The sequence below is a fragment of the Kordia sp. SMS9 genome, from assembly GCF_003352465.1.
Lineage (GTDB): Bacteria > Bacteroidota > Bacteroidia > Flavobacteriales > Flavobacteriaceae > Kordia.
Window position 1 is genome coordinate 3,774,897 of the sequence record NZ_CP031153.1, and the last position, 19,032, is coordinate 3,793,928.

At 37.0% G+C, this 19,032-nt stretch carries 11 protein-coding genes; 7 read left to right on the forward strand and 4 right to left on the reverse strand.

The genetic code is table 11. The features are described 5' to 3' along the window. Nucleotides 1-11 precede the first annotated feature (11 nt). Entirely contained in the window at nt 12-2,351 is a 2,340-nt protein-coding gene (locus tag KORDIASMS9_RS15990; RefSeq protein WP_240321065.1) for an ATP-dependent helicase, read from the forward strand. 169 nt (nt 2,352-2,520) lie between these two features. Here the strand turns inward: KORDIASMS9_RS15990 and KORDIASMS9_RS15995 are convergent, their stop codons facing one another. From KORDIASMS9_RS15995 to KORDIASMS9_RS16005, 3 genes are all read right to left on the reverse strand, one after another. Beyond that, a complete protein-coding gene (locus KORDIASMS9_RS15995) occupies nt 2,521-3,480 on the reverse strand; it encodes a hypothetical protein (RefSeq protein WP_114903806.1) in 960 nt (319 codons plus the stop codon). An 8-nt stretch (nt 3,481-3,488) separates the two neighbouring features. After that, nucleotides 3,489-4,457, reverse strand: coding sequence for a hypothetical protein (locus KORDIASMS9_RS16000; RefSeq protein WP_114903807.1), 969 nt, complete (start codon nt 4,455-4,457; stop codon nt 3,489-3,491). A 252-nt stretch (nt 4,458-4,709) separates the two neighbouring features. After that, on the reverse strand, nt 4,710-5,576 hold the full coding sequence (locus KORDIASMS9_RS16005; protein WP_114903808.1) for an AraC family transcriptional regulator: 867 nt from the start codon (nt 5,574-5,576) through the stop codon (nt 4,710-4,712). Nucleotides 5,577-5,852: 276 nt separating this feature from the next. Here KORDIASMS9_RS16005 and KORDIASMS9_RS16010 point away from each other — a divergent pair, with 276 nt between their 5' ends. The 5 genes from KORDIASMS9_RS16010 to KORDIASMS9_RS16030 all read left to right on the forward strand — a co-directional run bounded on the left by KORDIASMS9_RS16010 (nt 5,853) and on the right by KORDIASMS9_RS16030 (nt 14,398). Beyond that, nucleotides 5,853-6,773, forward strand: coding sequence for a dihydrodipicolinate synthase family protein (locus KORDIASMS9_RS16010; RefSeq protein ID WP_114903809.1), 921 nt, complete (start codon nt 5,853-5,855; stop codon nt 6,771-6,773). A 44-nt stretch (nt 6,774-6,817) separates the two neighbouring features. Beyond that, nucleotides 6,818-8,401 carry an aldehyde dehydrogenase (NADP(+)) gene (locus tag KORDIASMS9_RS16015; RefSeq protein ID WP_114903810.1) on the forward strand — a complete coding sequence of 528 codons (1,584 nt, stop codon included), beginning with the start codon at nt 6,818-6,820 and terminating at the stop codon, nt 8,399-8,401. A 54-nt stretch (nt 8,402-8,455) separates the two neighbouring features. After that, a complete protein-coding gene (locus tag KORDIASMS9_RS16020) occupies nt 8,456-9,466 on the forward strand; it encodes a 4-hydroxyproline epimerase (protein ID WP_114903811.1) in 1,011 nt (336 codons plus the stop codon). A gap of 321 nt (nt 9,467-9,787) precedes the next feature. Further along, complete coding sequence (locus KORDIASMS9_RS16025; protein ID WP_114903812.1) at nt 9,788-11,035, forward strand: FAD-binding oxidoreductase; 1,248 nt, start codon at nt 9,788-9,790, stop codon at nt 11,033-11,035. A gap of 174 nt (nt 11,036-11,209) precedes the next feature. After that, nucleotides 11,210-14,398 (forward strand): T9SS type B sorting domain-containing protein, encoded by a 3,189-nt coding sequence (locus tag KORDIASMS9_RS16030; RefSeq protein ID WP_114903813.1) that lies wholly within the window; start codon nt 11,210-11,212, stop codon nt 14,396-14,398. Between the two features lie 65 nt (nt 14,399-14,463). Here KORDIASMS9_RS16030 and KORDIASMS9_RS16035 read toward each other — a convergent pair whose 3' ends face one another. After that, a complete protein-coding gene (locus KORDIASMS9_RS16035) occupies nt 14,464-16,689 on the reverse strand; it encodes a TonB-dependent receptor domain-containing protein (RefSeq protein WP_114903814.1) in 2,226 nt (741 codons plus the stop codon). A 453-nt stretch (nt 16,690-17,142) separates the two neighbouring features. On the opposite strand from KORDIASMS9_RS16035, the gene KORDIASMS9_RS16040 reads away from it, so the two are divergent. Then, nucleotides 17,143-19,032 (forward strand): DUF294 nucleotidyltransferase-like domain-containing protein, encoded by a 1,890-nt coding sequence (locus tag KORDIASMS9_RS16040; RefSeq protein WP_114903815.1) that lies wholly within the window; start codon nt 17,143-17,145, stop codon nt 19,030-19,032.

Genomic DNA, 19,032 nt, shown 5'->3' on the forward strand with positions numbered 1-19,032 from the left:
TGGAGTTAATTATGGAGCAAGACATTCAACACTATATTGCGCAGCTAAATGACGCACAACGCGCACCAACCGTTCACAAAGATGGAGCATTGATGGTGATCGCAGGCGCAGGTTCTGGAAAAACACGAGTACTTACGTATCGCATTGCGTATTTAATGAGTCAAGGCGTAGATTCCTTTAATATTTTAGCATTGACATTTACCAACAAAGCCGCACGTGAAATGAAAGCACGTATTGCACGAATTGTGGGTGGAAGTGAAGCAAAAAACTTGTGGATGGGAACATTCCATTCAATCTTTGCAAAAATTTTACGCTTTGAAGCGGATAAATTAGGCTATCCTAGTAACTTTACGATCTACGATACACAGGATTCTGAACGTTTAATTCGCGCTATCATCAAGGAAATGCAGCTAGATAAAGATATCTACAAATACAAACAAATACGTTCGCGAATTTCCTCTTTTAAAAACAGTCTCATTACGGTGAGAGCGTATTTCAACGATCCCGATTTGGTAGAAGCAGATGCCATGGCAAAACGTCCGCGCATGGGCGAAATTTACAAAGAATATGTAGATCGCTGTTTTAAAGCTGGCGCGATGGATTTTGACGATTTATTATTAAGAACGAATGAATTATTGAATCGCTTTCCAGAAGTACTATTAAAATACCAAACGCGTTTCCGCTACATTTTGGTGGATGAGTACCAAGATACCAACCATTCTCAATATTTGATCGTAAAAGCCTTGGCAGATCGTTTTCAGAATATATGTGTCGTGGGCGATGATTCACAAAGTATCTATGCGTTTCGTGGTGCGAATATCAACAATATTTTAAACTTTCAGAAAGATTATGACAATGTTGAAATGTACCGTTTGGAGCAGAATTATCGTTCGACCAAAAACATTGTAGAAGCAGCAAATTCAGTCATAGAACACAACAAAACACGTTTGGATAAAGTGGTTTGGACCGCCAATGAATCTGGACCGAAAATAAAAGTCAATCGCAGTGTGACAGATGGAGAAGAAGGTCGTTTTGTAGCGAGTTCCATTTTTGAAACTAAGATGCGTGAGCAAGTGACCAATGGCGATTTTGCGATTTTATACCGTACCAATGCACAATCACGCGCCATGGAAGATGCGTTGCGAAAGCGTGACATTCCGTATCGTATCTACGGTGGTTTATCCTTCTATCAAAGAAAAGAAATCAAAGATGTATTGGCGTATTTGCGATTAATCGTGAATCCGAAAGATGAAGAAAGTTTAAAACGTGTCATCAATTATCCTGCACGTGGCATTGGGCAAACAACGATTGATAAATTAGTTGTTGCTGCCAAACATTACGGGCGTTCCATGTTTGAAGTGATGGAAAATATTTCCAAAATTGATCTAAAAATCAACAAAGGCACGAAAACTAAACTGGAAAACTTTGTGACGATGATCCGAAGTTTTCAAATCATGAATGAAGGCTCGAATGCGTTCGAATTGACATCGCACATTACCAAAAAAACGGGCTTAGTTCAAGAATTGAAAAAAGACGGAACGCCAGAAGGGATTGCGCGTATTGAAAATATAGAAGAATTGCTGAACGGAATTAAAGATTTTGTGGAAGGACAAGTGGAAGTGGCTGATGCTACAGGCGCGTTGGCAGAATTCTTGGAAGATGTGGCATTGGCTACCGATATGGACAACGACAAAGGTGATGACGATAGAGTAGCTTTGATGACGATCCACTTGGCAAAAGGACTGGAATTTCCGTATGTCTATATTGTGGGAATGGAAGAAGATTTGTTCCCATCAGGGATGAGTATGAACACGCGAAGCGAACTGGAAGAAGAACGCCGTTTGTTTTATGTAGCGTTGACCAGAGCCGAAAAACAAGCCTATTTAACCTATACATTAAGTCGTTACCGATGGGGAAAATTGGTCGATGCAGAACCAAGTCGCTTCATAGAAGAAATTGACGATCAATACTTGGATTACATCACGCCCGTAGACAATTATCGTTTCAAACCGTTGATTGACAATGATATTTTTGGCGAAGTGGATAAAAGCAAATTACGCTTGCAAAAACCAAAATCGGGACGTCCGCCAGTGGTGGGAAGTCCCACACCAGAACAAATACGCAAACTGCGAAAAATAAAGCCAGAAACCTCACAGAGCAGTCCGCCAAGCGGCAGTTTGTTAGATGAAAAACTTGTGCCAGGAACCTTAGTAGAACATACGCGTTTTGGTCGGGGAGAAATAATACGATTAGAAGGTGTTGGTGGCGATAAAAAAGCGGAAATCAAATTTCAAGTTGGAGGCATTAAGAAGTTGTTGTTGCGTTTTGCGAAATTGGAAATTGTGAAGTAGTTTTTTTAGTAGTGAGAGGTTAGTATTGAGTAGAGAGAAGTATTCAAGAATAATTTTTCAATAGAAAAGGTCTAAAATCTAAGCAAGTTCTAGAGATTCCTACTTACGCAGGAATGACAAAATATTCTAATGAAGTCTATAAATCTAAGTAAGTCTAAGAAGTTAAAAATTACCGAACCATACAAACTGAATTCACATGTCCTTTGTAATCATACTCTTTGATAGGATTGTTTGGATCTAGTATCCATTTACCATCTACGATAAATTTATATTGATGTTTTCCGGCAGAAAGCAACATGGAAAGTTCCCAGCCATCATCGGTTTGTGACATTTTAAATCCATCTTCCGACCAATCGTTAAACGAGCCAGAAAGCAATACGTTTTTAGCATCTTTAAAGCCGTGAAGTTTAAAGGTATAATACGCTTTCACATCAATGAGAGAGTTGTATTCGTCAAATTCATTCAGCTTCTTATTCGGGTTCGCTTCATCGGCAATCCAAATGTTATCTACAATAAATTTATACTCGTAGATGCCAGGTTTTAATTGCAACTTTACAGCCCAACCTTCGTCCGTTTTTTTCATCTCAAAAAGATGTTCATTCCACTTATTAAACGAACCTGCTAAAATCACTTTTTTAGCTTTTTGATAGCCTTTTAAGAAGAACGTTGTGTTTCCATCCTCAGAAATATGCGCCGTATACATTTTAAGATTGTACACATGCAAATCCATTCCGTATTTATTTTTTGCTTCCGTTACATTTTCAATTGCGCCTTCGGGTTCAGCCCAATACTGCTCATTAATCACAAACTTAAATTCCCATGAAAATTCATCGGTAAAATCGGCAATCTTTTTTCGAAATTCATAGCGATTCTCGTCTAGCTTCGTCATGATCCATGTATCTTCTGCCCAATTATTGAATTCGCCAGCAACCGCAACCTTTTCAATGTCAACATCTGTATCATGAATTGACTTCCGATGATGTAAAACTCCATGTGTCACTTCCTTATAATCGCGTTTATCAAACGTAAACACAACTTCGTCACCTTCCACACGATAGCCTTGCGTCTTTTTTTGCGCAAACATACTTGTGGAAATACACAAAGTTAGGAGTAAAATAATATGTTTCATCGGTTGTTTCACGGACTAAATATAGGAGATTTCATGAAATATAACTTTTCTTTTTTATAATTAATAATGGTTCGCTTGTATTTTAAAAACTCAAATCCCAAAACACCATCTACGGAAGTGCCATACGCTTCGTTCATTTTCCGAAGATTGGTCACAATGGTGTACATTGGTCCCACGCCAATACGATCATTCAGTCGGAAACCATACAATTTCCCTGCCAAAACGCGAATTTTTTTATTTCCAGCACCAATCATGGACAAACGTTTCATGGGACGAAATTTTTCAAGAATTTTTTGGTGACTATTTTTATTTAGTTGATTGAATTCTGCGCCAGTATCCAAGGCAAAACGTACTTTTTTGTCATTTACAAAGCCAGAAACGACAATCGTATGTCTTCTCAATTGAAAATCCAAACTGTCCATAATCGTTTCTGCATACACTTTCGTATCGAGTTTATCACCGTTTTTATCCACGCGTGACAGTGTAATTTGATTCAAATACAAATCAATGAATACTTCGTAATCTTTCAAAATATTATAGCCAATAATGCCGAGTAAGTGCATTTTTTTGCTTTTTTCAATGTGTGAAAGATCAATTACATCTGATTTTTTATTTTTAAGATTGAAGTTGTGTAGGATGAACTCACTCAGCTTTCGTTCGTACGGCTGATCTATGATCCGTGTAACGCCCGTGGTTTCTCCTTTCTTTCTTGTCAATCGTTGTCCTTTCGGGAAATGTACCTTGTTTAACACAAGTCGTTCAGAACCTGTATCAATAATAAAATTACCTTTCTGGTTGAGGAATTCGGCTTCTACAACGATCAATTGATCGACGACTTTAAACGGAATTCGCGCAGTGTACTCATTTAAAAAATCTGCTTTTGGAAACAGAATTTCAATAGGATTTTCTTCTTCATTTGCCCAACTAAAGCTGGTACTAAAAAAGAAAACCAATGTGATGAAGATTAGTTTTCGCATGGTGTTTTGATTGATGATGATACTATAAAGACGACCAAATTCGGTTTTTGTTGCATTTTAAGAAAGATTTGTGATTGTCTTAACTTCCACCAAACGTCTCTTCGAGTGATTTTTTGTCATTGCGCCTGTCTAAATGAAGAAAATTGTATCGAGAAGTGTTCTGAAATTCATAGCAGATCTCGATACAAAATTTTTGTAAAATTTAACTCGATCAGACGTTGAGAGTAATTTAAAATTCAACATTCAAAATTTTCAGCGCACACTGAGCGAAGTCGAAGCGAAGCTTTTCCGAAACCGCGTCGGAGTCAAACCCTTAATTTCCTTAAACTTCCGATTGAAATTTGAAACATTAAAAAATCCGCAAGCAAACGCAATATCCGCAATGGACAATTGTGTTTTATTGGTCAAAAACTTACAGGAATTCTCAATTCTGACTTCCGTCAAAAACCTAAAAAACGTTTTATTGGTGCGTTGTTTGAAATACTTGCAAAACGCATTTGGCGTCATATTGGCAATGGTAGCAACATCTTCCAACACAATCTTCTGATCAAAATGATTCATCACAAACTCAAAAACCGCACTCATGCGTTTTCCTTCGTCGTTGGTATAGTTTTTAGTGTTGATGAATGAAGAAACCGTTTCATAATCTGATGTCGTCAAAACTGAAAGCACCTCAAAAAAAGTAGCAAACTGTTGTATCGTAGTTTCGTGTAAAATTCGTTCAAACAAAGGTTGTATGAGACTTTGATTCTCTAAAAATTTCACACCAAAATTGGCATCATATAATAATTGCTGTACTTTTTGAAGCTTTGGCAATGCGAAAAAACATTCACCAAAACTGGTATGTGTAAAAAATAGCGAAATCATATAGGAATCTTCTTCAAGAGAAGCATCAGACTTTAATACATGCGGCACGTTGCTTCCAAATAACAAGACATCATTCGATTGAAAATCGCGAATCGTATCACCTACAATAAACGTTCCTTTTCCCGAAATAATACACGAAAGTTGAATTTCTTCATGCTGATGCAATTGCTCATAAAACGTACGTCCACGATCTTCTTGAACGATCAAAATATCGCTTTCGGCTTTCGGAATTTTAAACGGTAAAACTTTCATGAAAGTAAATTCATATGTGAAAAATTAATCTAAAATAATGTTTTAAAACAAAAATTAGGATAAAATAGTATCAAAATTGGATAATATCTACGATTTCTAAGAAATAGCACTTTTATACTTTTACACTTCGACAAGCTCAGTGTAAACAAATCGACAAAACAAATCGACAAAACAAATTGACAAAACAAATCGACAAAAACACAAATTGTCAAAACACAAATTGTCAAAACACAAATTGTCAAAACACAAATCAACAAACAACAAAACACAAAAAATATGACCATCAATTGGAAAGGTGTGATGCCAGCCGTCACGACAAAATTTACGACTAGCGACACGCTCGATTTAGAAATGTTTGCAGTCAACATAAAGGCACAGTTAGAAGCAGGAGTACATGGAATCATTCTCGGTGGAACGCTCGGAGAAGCAAGTACACTAACGAATGATGAGAGACGTATTTTGGTACGCGAAACCGTTAAAATTGTCAATGGAAAAGTGCCTGTAATCATCAACGTTGCAGAACAATCTACCGCTGTGGCAAAGGAAGTTGCGCAACATGCAAAAGAAGATGGCGCCAATGGTTTAATGATGTTGCCACCAATGCGCTACAAAGCTGACAGCAGAGAAACAGTGGCGTATTTCAGAGCAGTTGCCCAAAGTACCGATTTGCCAATAATGATCTACAACAATCCTGTCGATTACGGAATTGAAGTAACCTTAGACATGTTTGACGAATTACTCAAAGATTGCCCAAACATTCAAGCTGTCAAAGAATCTACACGCGATATTTCGAACATTACCCGAATCAAAAATCGTTTTGGAGATCGCTTGGCGATTTTATGTGGTGTAGATACGCTTGCGCTAGAAAGTATGCTCATGGGCGCAGAAGGCTGGGTTGCAGGTTTGGTCTGTGCGTTTCCCGCAGAAACTGTTGCGATTTACGCATTGGCAAAAGCTGGAAAAATTGACGAAGCCATTTCAATCTACCGATGGTTTTTACCAATATTGGAATTAGACATCAACACGAAATTAGTACAAAACATAAAACTAGCGGAAGTTGCCACAGGAATTGGAACAGAAAACGTTCGCGAACCACGATTGCCACTAATCGGAGCAGAACGCGAACACGTATTACAAATCATTAAAAATGGACTCGAAACACGTCCAACATTGCCAGATTATAAATTGTATCTTTAGCTTTGAGAATTGAGAATTTCGAAAATATAACTGACAACCGAAACATGATTACTGGAAAAAACTATATAGGAAACTCGCTTTCCGCGAAAGGAAATATTGCGTATACAACTTTCAACCCAAAAACAAATACGGCTAACGAAAACGTATATACCGAAGCAACTTCGGAAGAAATTCAAGAAGCCGTAAATTTGGCTTCAGAAGCTTTTAAGGAGTTTAGAACGATTTCTGGCGCAAAAAAAGCAGCATTTTTAAATGCAATCGCAGATGAAATTTTAGCTTTGGATGATGAATTAGTCCAAACTTACATGTCAGAAACAGGTTTACCAGAAGGAAGAGCCAAAGGCGAACGCGGCAGAACCATCGGACAATTACGAACTTTTGCCAAACTCATTGAAGAAGGTTCTTGGGTAGAAGCACGGATTGATCCTGCACAATCAGAAAGAACACCAAATCCGAGAGTCGATTTACGCAAAATGTTAGTTCCAATTGGACCGATTGTCGTTTTTGGCGCGAGTAACTTTCCGTTAGCCTATTCTACGGCTGGTGGCGATACCGCTTCCGCATTGGCTTCTGGTTGTCCTGTTATTGTAAAATCGCATCCAATGCACGCTGGAACAGGTGAATTGGTAGCTTCGGCAATCGCGAAAGCAGTACAAAAAACGGGCATGCCAAATGGCGTATTTTCAAATCTAAACAGTAGCGGAATTGAAGTCGGACAAGAATTAGTTTCACATCCAAAAGTAAAAGGCGTTGGATTTACAGGAAGTATTCGTGGCGGACGTGCTTTGTTCGATTTAGCTTCAAAACGAAAAGAACCCATTCCAGTATTTGCTGAAATGGGAAGTATAAATCCTGTGATTCTATTGCCAAAAGCATTGGAAAACAAAGGAGAATCTTGGGCAAAAACCTATGCAAAATCAATCACTTTAGGAACAGGTCAATTTTGCACAAATCCTGGATTAATTTTGGGAATACAAAGTGAAAGTTTGACTAATTTTATAAATGTTTTATCGGAAGAAATTGTACAAATACAACCGCAATGTATGTTGCATCCAAACATTCACGCGGCGTATACAAACAATAAATTACAAGCACAAGATCAACACAATGTGACTACGGTGGCTGCAATTACGGAAACGGTAACAGAAAACTATGCACAACAAGCAGTGGCAACAGTTGATGGAAAAGCATTCTTAGAAAATTCGACTTTACATGAAGAAGTTTTCGGTCCATTTTCACTAGTGGTACAATGTAAAAATGCAGCGGAATTGGAAGCCATTATTGCAAACTTAGAAGGACAATTGACAGGAACAGTGATTTCTGAAGAAAACGAAGTTTCTGACTATGATAACATTATAAAAGCACTATCTGACAGAGTTGGAAGAATCATTTTTAACGGCGTTCCCACTGGTGTGGAAGTTGTGCCTGCAATGTTGCATGGTGGACCATATCCAGCGTCTACTGACAGTCGTTTTACGGCGGTTGGTAGAGATGCAATTAAACGTTGGGTGCGACCGTTTAGCTATCAAGATTTTCCAAATGCACTCTTGCCAGATGCATTAAAGGACGAGAATCCATTAGGAATTCTTCGATTGGTAAATGATCAAGAAACAAAAGAAGCTTTGTAAAAAATATTTTTGCTAAATGCTAAATGCTAAATGCTAAATGCTAAATGCTAAATCATAATGAAAAAAACGTTTTTTTGTATTGATGCTCATACTTGCGGAAATCCTGTGCGCGTTGTTGCTGGTGGCGGACCCAATTTAAAAGGTTTGAACATGAGCGAAAAACGACAGCATTTCTTGCAAGAATACGATTGGATTCGGAAAGGACTGATGTTTGAACCGCGCGGACACGATATGATGAGTGGAAGCATTCTATTTCCACCGAGCAATCCTAAAAACGATTTCGGCATTCTATTTATAGAAACGTCGGGTTGTTTGCCCATGTGTGGACACGGAACTATTGGAACGATTACCATTGCCATAGAAGAAGGGTTGATCACGCCGAAAACAGCAGGGAAAGTGAAGATGGAAGCACCAGCAGGTTTGGTGGAAATTGAATATCAACAAACCAATAAAAAAGTAGATTGGGTTCGGTTGACAAATGTTAAAAGTTATTTAGCCGCAGAAAACTTAACGGTAGATTGTCCCGAATTGGGAGAACTTACGTTCGATGTCGCTTATGGCGGAAATTACTATGCGATTGTGGATCCGCAAGCAAATTTCAGCGGAATTCACGACTTTACAGCGAGCAAAATTATTCAGTATTCACAAGTAGTTCGTGAGCGAATTAATGCAACATATCCAAATGTATTTGTGCATCCAGAAAATGAAACCATTCGTGATGTTTCGCATGTATTGTGGACAGGAAATCCGTTAGATGAAACGTCTTCGGGAAGAAATGCCGTTTTTTATGGAGACAAAGCGATTGATAGAAGTCCTTGTGGTACAGGAACTTCCGCGCGAATGGCACAATTGCACGCCAAAGGAAAATTAAAAGTAGGCGAGGCGTTTGTGCATGAAAGTTATATTGGCTCAAAATTTATTGGAAAAATCGTTGAAGAAACGATGTTAGACGGAAAACCTGCCATTATTCCAAGCATACAAGGTTGGGCAAAAATTTACGGTTATAATACGATTATTATTGACGAAGAAGATGATCCGTATGCGCATGGGTTTCAGGTAATTTGATTTTGATAGTATTGAGGTGTTAGTATTGAGAATTGAGTATTGAGAGTTACTCTAATTGTCACTTCGAGTGATTTTCGATAGAAAATAGTATCGAGAAGTACTTTGATTTTCTAAACTGTTCTCGATACACCAAATCATAGATTTGGCACTCGTACTAACGTTTGGAGTTGGATACACGTCAAGCTGAACTAGATTCAGGATCTTATTGTTTGATTTTGATAGGATTGAGATGTTAGTATTGAGTATTGAAATATTTCAAACATCGTTATGTATAAGTAATAGATTCCTGCCTTCGCAGGAATGAAAAAAAGAATTATATAATTGAAAAAAGAAGTTGTAATTATTGGTGGCGGTATTATTGGACTGTGTTGCGCGTATTACTTACAGCAAGACGGACACCAAGTGACCATTGTGGATAAAAGTGATCTGACTAATGGTGCTTCTTTTGTGAATGCAGGATATATTACGCCAAGTCACATCATACCCTTAGCAGCGCCAGGCATGATTACCAAAGGTTTGAAGTGGATGCTCAACGCGTCCAGTCCTTTTTATGTAAAACCACGATTGGAAGCTGATTTTTTACGATGGTCTTGGTTATTTAAAAAATCTGCCACAGCGAAACACGTTGAAAGATCGATTCCTATTATTAAAGATATCAATTTGTTGAGTCGGGAATTGTATGCGGAGATGAAAAACTCAAACGATTTTGACTTTCATTTTGAACGAAAAGGCTTGTTGATGTGTTATCAAACGGAGAAAGAAGGCGAAGCAGAGTGGAAAATGGGACAGCGTGCAATTGCAGAAGGCTTGAACGTTCAAAATTTAACTAAAGAAGAAGTCAAAACCTTAGAACCAAACGTTGATTTTAACATCAAAGGCGCTGTCTATTTTGATTCGGATGCACATACAACGCCAACTGATTTTATGCCGCAACTAATCGCGCTGTTACAACAAAAAGGAGTTCAGTTTTATACGAATGATAGTATAACCGATCTACAGTTTTCGGACGGAAAAATTGTTTCTGTACAGACTCTGAAACGAAATTTAAAAGCAGACGAATTTATACTTTCGGCAGGTTCATGGAGTTCATTTTTAGTGAAAAAATTGCAGGTACGAATTCCGCTCCAAGCGGGAAAAGGCTACCGAATAGACGTTCATGAAGATACAGGAATTACCATGCCTGCGATTTTAGCCGAAGCCAAAGTTGCGGTGACACCAATGCAAGGTTTTACGCGATTTGCTGGCACGATGGAAATTGGCGGCATTAATCATACAATCAATCAAAAACGCGTCAAAGCGATTGCAAAAGCTGCTGAAACTTTTTACAACGGATTGAAAATTCCAGAAGAAGCTATAAAAAATGCTGATTGCGGATTGCGTCCGTGTTCGCCAGATGGTTTGCCGTATATTGGAAAGACTAAAAAATATAAGAATCTCACAGTTGCTACAGGTCATGCCATGATGGGTTGGAGTTTGGGACCAGCTACGGGAAAATTAGTCAGCGAATTGATAGGCGAGAAGCCAACTTCGATGAAATTGGATGGTTTTGAAGTGGAGCGGTTTTCTTAAATATTAGACTTCTATAGATTTTGATTCATCTTCGAATAGTTTCATTCTGTTTTTACATATAATTAATTAAATTTGTTTAACATTTATATTTAAATTATTTAGAGTCGCTAAAACATAGGGACTGTATTGCAACAACACTTATTTACTCTTAAATAGAGTGTTTACATTTAGTTTATGAATTACAAAACTTTTATAATAGTAAGCATTGCATGTTTGTGTGCTTTGTTTTCCTTTGCTCAAAATTATACTGTTTCCAATTTTCAGAAGATTAATGAATTAACAGGGAACTTCACGGGCAGTCTTGACGTGAATGATAATTTTGGTGTTTCGATAGCGCAAATAGGCGATTTAGATGGAAATGGAGTTACCGATTTTGCCGTTGGTGCTTTTAATGATGATGATGGAGGTACAAATTCAGGAGCGGTTTGGATTTTATTCATGGATGCTAACGACCAAGTAATTTCGCATACTAAAATAAGTAGTACAAGTGGAAATTTCACGGGAGATTTAGATCCTAATGACGGATTTGGAGTTTCGGTTGCTTACTTAGGAGATTTAAACAGTGATGGTCTTATAGAATTGGCTGTCGGTGCAACCTATGATGGCGACGGAGGATTTTGGCATGGAGCGGTTTGGATTTTAAGTTTAAATTCTGATGGAACCGTAAATTCGCACTCAAAAATAAGTGATACACAAGGTGGTTTTACGGGATTTATTAATGGAGATGCAGTTTTTGGTACCGATATAGAAAATATTGGGGATTTAAATGGAGATGGTATAGAAGATTTAGCAGTGGGTTCACGAAGAGATGCTGATGGAGGCTCGCGAAGAGGCGCAGTTTGGATTTTATTTATGAATGCTGATTTTACTGTAAATAGTTTTCAAAAAATAAGTGATACACAAGGGAACTTTACAGCCATATTGGAATTTGAAGATTATTTTGGTGGATCTATTGTGAATGTAGGTGATTTAGATCAAGATGGTGTTACTGATATTGTAGTAAGTGCATATCGAGATGATGATCAAATTATAAATTCGGGTAGCTTTTATGTATTGTTTTTAAATGCTGATGGCACGGTAAAAGGATATCAAAAGGTATCGAATTCTGAAGGTGGACTGAATGGAATTATTAGTAACGGAGCTCTTTTTGGACGAATGATTGACGGTGTTGTAGATATTGATAACGACGGCAAAGTTGAAATTTTAGTGGGTGCATTGGGACAATTAAACCCAACGCAAATGAATCAAACAGGAGCTATATATCTTATTGAATTAAATTCGGATGGAACCGTCTCTGAAGAATATATGTATACGTTTGGTGAAAATTGTTTTGGAGGCGTATTAGAGAATGGTGATTTTTTCGGTGGTTCTGTTGCTGTTTGGAACGATGCAGGAACTTACCATTTTGCGATAGGAGCTTATAAAGATAGCGATACTGGGACCGATAAAGGAGCCGTTTGGATACTAGAATTGGGAGCTCAGTTTTATAATGTTGTCGGCAGTCAAGATCCAACAGATTGTGCTACAGATAATGGAGAAATTACTATTGGGAATTTAGATCCTAATTCAACCTATAACATTACATACGAAATGGATGGAAATCCTATCATGACAACTATGACATCGGATCTAAATGGCATGTTTGTATTAGCTGGACTATCTGCTGGCAATTATACAAACATATCAGTGACAAACACTGCAACAAATTGCTTAGCAACTGTAAATGATGTAACGCTTAATGGAGTGAGTTTTGACGTCAATTTTACAACGCAAATTCCAAGTGCTTGCGGTGCTTCTGACGGAAGTATTTCTTTGAGTAATTTAGTCACAAGCAATACGTATCAAATTACGTATTCGCTCAACGGTAATTCTGTAAACTTAAATTTAAATGCCAACACTAGTGGCGAAATAGTATTGACTAATCTCTTAGGTGGAACATATACATCTTTTACGGTATTGGATACAAGTTCTAATTGTGAAGATGTACTTGGCGATATTTTTATAGCAGAACCAGTATTTCTACTGAATTTTACAGCGAGTATGACTTCTACTTGTGGTGCTTCTGATGGAACTATTCTGATTTCAAATTTGACACCAAATCAAGAGTATGTAGTTGATTATTTTTATGAATCAAATCAAGTTCAAAATATATACAATGCAAATGCTACAGGTGAAATAGTACTAACTGGATTAACTGCTGGATTGTACGAATTTATTATGGTAGTAGACACGCTGGCACCTTGTACGGACGGTATTGGGCAAATACTCATAGAAAACGCAGCATTTACAGTTACACCAAGTTCTACAAATCCAAGTAGTTGTAATGCTTCTGACGGATCTATAATTTTTGAAGATGCAACCGCCAACGAAGCGTACACAATTACATACATTTTAAATGGAACTACCATAACAGCAAATATAAATTCGGATGCTTCTGGGACTTTACTTTTAACTAATTTAGGAATTGGCTTGTATGAAGCAATTGTAGTGGAAGAAGTTGCTACCAATTGTGTTACTACAATTGCTGATATTCTATTGGAAAACACTAATTTTTCAGTTACACCAAGTTCCACAAATCCAAGTAGTTGTAATGTTTCTGACGGATCTATAATTTTTGAAGATGCAACCGCGAATGAAGCGTACACAATTACATACATTTTAAATGGAACTACCACAACAGCAAATATAAATTCGGATGCTTCTGGGACTTTACTTTTAACTAATTTAGGAATTGGCTTGTATGAAGCAATTGTAGTGGAAGAAGTTGCTACCAATTGTGTTACTACGATTGCTGATATTCTATTGGAAAACCCAAGTTTTTCGGTTACACCAAGTTCCACAAATCCAAGTAGTTGTAATGTTTCTGACGGATCTATAATTTTTGAAGGAGTAACAGCTAATGAAGTGTATACAGTTTCATATACTTTCAACACAGAAACAATTACAGCTACAATACTTTCTGATAATCAAGGAGTTATTACTGTAGGGAATTTAGCTTTTGGAATCTATGCAGATATTACATTAATAGAAGACAATTCTGGATGTATGGCAATATTTTCTTTTCTAGAACTTACCTGTGTACAGGAAATTGATGCTTGTTTCCAAGTGAGAAGATTTTTCACACCAAATGCTGATGGTTTCAATGATGTATGGCAATTAGAAAATGTCCAAAATTGTAATTATTTTGTTTATATCTATGATAGATATGGAAAAAACATCACCATTCTTACACCAAACTTCCCAACTTGGGATGGAACTTATAAAGGAAATAAATTACCATCTAGCGATTATTGGATTTCCATTAAATATGTACAGAATGGACAAGAATTAGAATATATAACGCATATTACACTCAAGCGCTAATTTTTTTAAGTTATAGCATGAGTTTTAAACATGAGCGCGAATTGAAAACTCAGGCTAACTTGTTGTTAGAATTTATACGTAATACTCGCTTTCATAAAAAACGGCACACCAGGCGTAAAATGAATTTCCTCCACCGATTGCGTTTCTCCTTGTAAACGGGATTCTGTGGCGAATTGAGTTTCGTTCCATTCGGTGTTCAAAAGGTTTTGTATTTGCAATCCGAAACTCATGTTTTTCCAGTCGTAACCAAGGTGGAAGTCTACTACCGAATAGCCTGCTGCAACAATAGAATTGTCTTCATTGGCTGGTCTGTCTTTGATGTGTCGTAGTTTGATGCCACCAAAGAAACCATTTTCTAATTGTACATTCAAGCCACTTGAAAGTGTAAAATCGGGTGCTAACGGAATGTAATCTTCTCCGTTTGGCGCTTCAGTAGATCGTGCGTGTGTGTAATTGGTGTCTACATTCCAAAATAACCATTTGAATGGCTGATAACGTGCACTGAAATCAATTCCTTGTCTGCGTGTTTTTCCACTGGGCTCCACAATTCCTGCATCGCCCACATAGACAAATTCTTGTGCTAAATATAGTTGCCAATACGCTGTATTTACAACTAATTCGGGAATTGGTTTCCATATAAAACCTACATCAAAACCATAGGCTGCAGGTAAAATTTCTCTTCCGTTTTGCGCTACCACCACACGTGTATCGTTGGAATGAAAGCCTTTTCCTGTTTTTAAATAGGCTTGAAAATTATCGGAATGATTGTATAGAAAGTTCAACTTCGGACTGAGAATGGCTTCATTTTCCGATTGTGTTTCGTAGTTTGTTTGTAGAAAATCGTTGTATTGAAAATCGAAATAATCAACACGTATAGCAGGATTGATCGTCCATTTTCCAAATTCGAAACTTGCATTTACAAAAGCACTCATATTTGTTTCATCAATATTCCCAAATTGAATTCTTTCAAGCGTTTCACGACGATTTAGGGTTCTAGAAAGTTCATTGTCATTGCTTTGATCTTTTCGTAAAGAGATTCCTGCATTCCATTCGCCTTCTAATGAATTTGTTGAAAATGTACGCGAATATTCACTTTTGAAACCGAATAAAGTTCTGTCTTCTTGTTGTTTGATTTGATCGCCATTGATTGGATCTTCCAGAAAAAAAGTAAAGTTTGAATAGAGTTTGAAATCGTATTTACTGTAAAAAATGCTGTTTTCAATAGACGCATTTGGCGAAAGCCTTTTGTCATAGTTGACTAAAAAATTAGTTCTGCTTGTGGTACCACCTTCTGTGTCATCAATCGCTCCAAAGCGACCAATGAATCCACTGTTTACAGCTCGTTGTGGAATTTGACCAGAAGCATCCCACGTACTTTCAAAGTGTGAAAGTGTGATGCCAATTCGATCATTTTCGGTGATGTTTCCTGTGTATTTTCCAAAAATATTAAAGCGATCAAAGTTTTGCGGACTCTCAAAAGGACCATCCGTTGCTAAATATTCACTCGCGATATATGCGGAATGCTTGCTTGTGTTTAGGATGTTGAACATTCCTAATATTCGGTACGTATCAAATTGTCCAGCTTCGAGCTTTATCATGCTTTCGTTCAGACGTTTTTTGGTTTTGAAATCTACATATCCAGCCGTGTTAAAGTTTCCTTGATTGGCGTAATACGGACCTTTTCCAAAATCGATTTTGTCTAATGTTTCAGGAATGAGAAAGTGCAAATCTGCATAGCCTTGTCCGTGTGCGTGCGATACCATATTTACTGGAATTCCGTCTGCCGTAATGCTGATATCCGTTCCGTGATCAATATCGAATCCGCGCAAAAATATCTGTTCTGCTTTTCCACCACCAGCGTGTTGTCCGATAAACAATCCTGGCACTTGTTGTAATACTTCTTGTGAAGAATTTACAGGATTGATTTGGATGTTAATGTCGCTCATTAAGTTGAGCGCATCCAATTCGGGTGTAATGATGATTTCGTTTAGTGAGATGGCTTTCTTTTCTAAGAATATATTCAATGTTTTGTTCACATTTTCGACCACGATATATTTTGTTTGATATCCAATATGCGAGATTCGTAACGAATCACCTTTAGTGACTTTTTCTAACAAAAACTTTCCGTATTCGTCACTGTGCGTGTGTTTTTTTGAGCTTTGATTATAAATTTGGGCTTCTGCAATAGGAATATTGTACGGATCAGTGAGTTTTCCCGAAAGGGTTTGGGCAAAAGTATTAAAACTGATAAAGAGGCAAAAAATGATTTTGTAAAGTTGATTGCTTGTCATTGTATTTGTAAAATTGATTGGTTTTCAATGTTACATACGTAAGAAAGCTTGTTGCAGTTTTTTAGTTAAAAATTATTTTTGATGAATGATGTTTAGAGTTTTTTTTAGAAGTAGTGAAGAATTTTGGGTGACTTCTGCTTGATTTACTATAAGTAATTTAGATGAGATGTTTTCCTGTGCAAAACTAACAATTGTATTGATAATAAAAGAAGTGATGATTGTTCGTTTCCTTCAATTAAAGATATTTTTTTGTATTAAAAGTATGCAAAAGCTGTGTTTTGTTATGTTTTAAAAAGGTATTCATTTTCTGTTACGCATGAACAAAAGCAAGTATTTCACTCAATAATTTTATATCGAACTCCTTAAAATAATAAATCAAAAAACTATATCATTTTAGCAATAAATATGACATTTCTCATGTATTGAAGCTACATTTTTGGTTACATTGTATGCATGAATACCATTGCAGAACGTATCTACGATTATTTAAAGGCATTTCCACCATTTAGTTTCTTGAATCGAGATCAACTCTTTACGATATCACAAGCGGTAGATGTAATTTATTTGGAAAAAGACAACTACCTTTTTGAAATAGGCACACTCGTAGAAAATCATTTTTATGTAGTGAGAGAAGGTGCTATTGGTTTGTTTAGAGCTACGAACCATTTGGCAGATCAATGCGATGAAGGTGATATTTTTGGCTTGCGAGCATTACTTCGCAAAGGTAATTACCAACTCAGTGCAAAAGCTATTGAAGAAAGCATTGTGTATAGTATTTCTTCGGAACTTTTAGAAACCTATATTACGTCGAACAAAGCGGCAAGCCAGTTTTTGATGACAAGTTTTGTTGCTAATAACAGCGTAAAAAAAATAGAAGATGACGAATTTATAGAAACACTGAATCGTGCTACAGAATATACTTATTTGCAAACAATCGATTATTCTAAAAACCCAGTAACCTGTACTCCAAATACAAGTGTTAGAGTAGCTGCAAAAATAATGACTGAAAAACGTGTAGGCTCCATTGTAATAATAGAAAATGAAAATCCTATTGGAATTATTACAGATAAAGATCTGAGAACCAAGATTGCTACTGGCGAACACAGTATTGATACTACGGTGTTTACAATCATGTCTTCGCCTGTGATTACGTATCCAGAAACGATTACGGTGGCAGAAGCACAAATTGCCATGTTAAAAAATAAAATTACACATTTGTGCATTACAAAAGATGGAACCAATACATCAAACCTTACGGGAATTTTGTCTGAACATGATATCATTGTACTCAGAGAAAACAACGCTTCTTCACTCGTTAAAGAAATAAAACGAAGTGATGCTGTAGAGCAACTCAAAGACATTAGAAAACGTACTGAAACGCTGTTAGCGAAATACTTAGCGCAGGACATTCCCATTGACTTTGTCTCCAAATTAGTTGCTGCGATTAATGATGCTATTACGCAACGGATTATTGAATTTGCGTTGGCAAAAATGGACACAAAACCACCTGTAAAATTTGCGTGGTTAGCAATAGGAAGTCAGGGAAGAGAAGAGCAATTGTTGATGACGGATCAAGATAATGCGTTGGTGTTTGAAGATGTTGCAACGGATCTTTATGAAGCTACGAAATCCTACTTTCTGAAACTTTCGGAGATGATCAATAAAAGTTTAGAAATGGTAGGTTTTGAATTGTGTCCTGCACAGATGATGAGTAATAATCCAAAATGGTGCAATTCGGTTTCGGAATGGTCACAGCAATTTAGCCGTTGGATTTCCATGCCCGATCAAGATAACTTAATGCTTTGTACAATATTTTTTGATTACGCTCAAGTGTACGGAGATGCAACATTGGTGCAGCAACTTTCTGAACATATTTTTAAAAGTATTGAAGCTTATGACATCTTTTTAACGTATTTGGGGAGAAATGCATTGCAAAATCCGCCGCCATTAAGTTTTTTTAGACAGTTTTTGGTAGAAGATGATGGCGCACATAAAGATGAGTTTGATATCAAAGCACGCGCCATGATGCCATTGGTAGATGCTGCACGACTGTTGATCTTATCTCACAATATCAAATCCATCAACAATACTTTAGAACGTTATGAAAAATTAGCGGAACTAGAACCTCAAAATAAAGACACCTATCTTTTTTGCATGGAAGCCTATAAAAATCTTTTACGTTTTAGAACGCACCACGGATTAGCAAATGGTAATTCTGGTCGCTTTATAGATTTAGCAGCACTTACCAAAAGGGAACGATTGCGATTGAAACGCAGTTTTAAAGCAATTAAAGAAATACAAGAGTTGATCAAAGTACGTTTCAAACTCTCTCAATTATTATAA